Below are 1,773 nucleotides of genomic sequence, written 5' to 3' on the forward strand. Positions count from 1 at the left end.
TCTCTTTGGCGATCGCGACTTAGGGACACCCAAGTGCGGATTTTATTGCGTAAGGTAACTAGACTAGCTAAGCGGGTGGTCAAATTGCGATAGGAACGTTCTGGTGGCACGCCCAAGTAACGCTGTCGCAAAATTCTGTAACGATACTCCATTGCTTGGACAGCGATTGCCAGTTGGCTCTGAGTGAGGGTGTCAAACCCCTCTTTATTTTCTCCAATTAACCACTGTACAATACTGGAGCTGGTGGCTGTATTTTGGTTTGGACAGTCACTCAACAAGCGTGACTGCCATTCTGTTTCGAGTTTGTCCGCCAACTTTGCCATGACATTGCACTCCTTGGATCCCTGTTTTAAAGTTTGCATGACAACCCTCCCTGTTTCTACTCACTCGAAGTGGGTAGTGACTGCTCTCTATTTGACCACTAATTCCTAGGTATTGGAAGTGATCAAACTCCCATAACTACGCTTACGAAAGTCACACCAGTAGGGTGATAGATAGCACGCCTGTCTGGAGATCTAGATCGTGTTTAGATGTGTTCTAGATCACAAGCCCTAAATAGACTTCTGGGACACCCAGCAAGTTTTACCTTCGTAAACATGGGATAGCACCACTACTATTTAGATATCACTGAGAATGATATGAATTATGCTGATAGCAGCCAATTGATATACCGTCACAGTATTTTCACAAGTATTTATCAGGCTTTTAGTCATTTGGTGTTTAACTGAGTCGTCTACCCTGATAATCTAACCCTGATGATTTAGCTGAGTACACCCGATATCCCGGTAGCTCTTGACCTTAGGGATTACTAGTTAACATACCTTCTTGAATGAGAGGAAATGCTTATACCTAAAAATGAATATATCAGAAAACACCGATCCTATCAGCTAACTTGATGCTGAAACAGGCACCCTAGCAATTTTACTCATGGAGTAATTACCGCTGTGCCTATGAATTTTATCCTCCAAGCTAGTCAATTGCTAATAGAAAAATCAGGAGTTCCCCATAGACAGTATATCCACCCAGACCTATCAAAGGTCTGTAATTCTGATATCCCCGTTCGCCGTTGGCGGTTACCTATTGGCTAAAACCTTTATTTTTCCTTTGAGCTGGGTAAGTCCTGACTGTTTTGAGAAGGGAAACCTGATATCTTGATAAAGATACTTGTTTTGATCACTATACTTGTTGAGTTAATCATGTCTGACCCATTGTCTCCTGAGGTAAGCGATCGCATTTGTAAGCACATGAACGATGATCATGCTGATGCTGTGGCACTGTATGCTCAGACTTTCGGTAATTCGCCTGATACAGAAGAAGCAGAAATGGTTTCCATTGATCCTCAAGGCATGAATATAATCACAAAAGTCAAGGGGGAGTCTTCCACTGTGCGCATTACGTTTGATCATGTACTTAAAGATTCTGAAGATGCTCACTACACCTTAATTGACATGATCAAACAAGCAAGGCAGTCAGTAAGCAACCTGAAGGGGTGACAAGCACGCCTTGAAGCGCCTTGTTGTCACCCCCTCAGGTCACTAACTTTCACTCCCAGAAAAGGTTGAAGATTCACGCTTACCCTTTAGGCAGGGTGAGCTTCAGCATGCCGTTGTGATATTCAGCTTCAACCTGATTTCTGTTAATCTTGGCTGGTATTGGAATAACCCGTTTGAATTTCCCATAGCGTAGTTCCGAGCGTACCATACCTCTTCCTTTAGTCCTAGCTGCTGATTTGCGATCGCCACTGATGCAAACAGAGTCTTCGGTGAGTTCAAA

2 protein-coding genes and 1 pseudogene are annotated in these 1,773 nt (G+C 43.4%); 1 reads left to right on the forward strand and 2 read right to left on the reverse strand.

Annotation, left to right across the window (positions count from 1 at the left end; genetic code table 11):
- Nucleotides 1–323: pseudogene (locus F6K49_RS45725) on the reverse strand (hypothetical protein); the annotation flags it as partial.
- Nucleotides 324–1,196: 873 nt separating this feature from the next.
- Here F6K49_RS45725 and F6K49_RS45730 point away from each other — a divergent pair.
- A complete protein-coding gene (locus tag F6K49_RS45730; protein ID WP_070393148.1) occupies nucleotides 1,197–1,493 on the forward strand; it encodes a DUF2470 domain-containing protein in 297 nt (98 codons plus the stop codon).
- A 79-nt stretch (nucleotides 1,494–1,572) separates the two neighbouring features.
- Here F6K49_RS45730 and F6K49_RS45735 read toward each other — a convergent pair.
- Nucleotides 1,573–1,773 (reverse strand): Hsp20/alpha crystallin family protein (locus F6K49_RS45735; protein WP_293108898.1); only part of this gene is annotated, 201 nt, incomplete at its 5' end.

It is taken from the genome of Moorena sp. SIO3I6 (genome assembly GCF_010672095.1).

Bases quoted from the DNA above. Each gene is read 5' to 3' on its own strand.
- F6K49_RS45730 (WP_070393148.1), top strand. From the start codon at position 1,197: ATGTCTGACCCATTGTCTCCTGAGGTAAGCGATCGCATTTGTAAGCAC.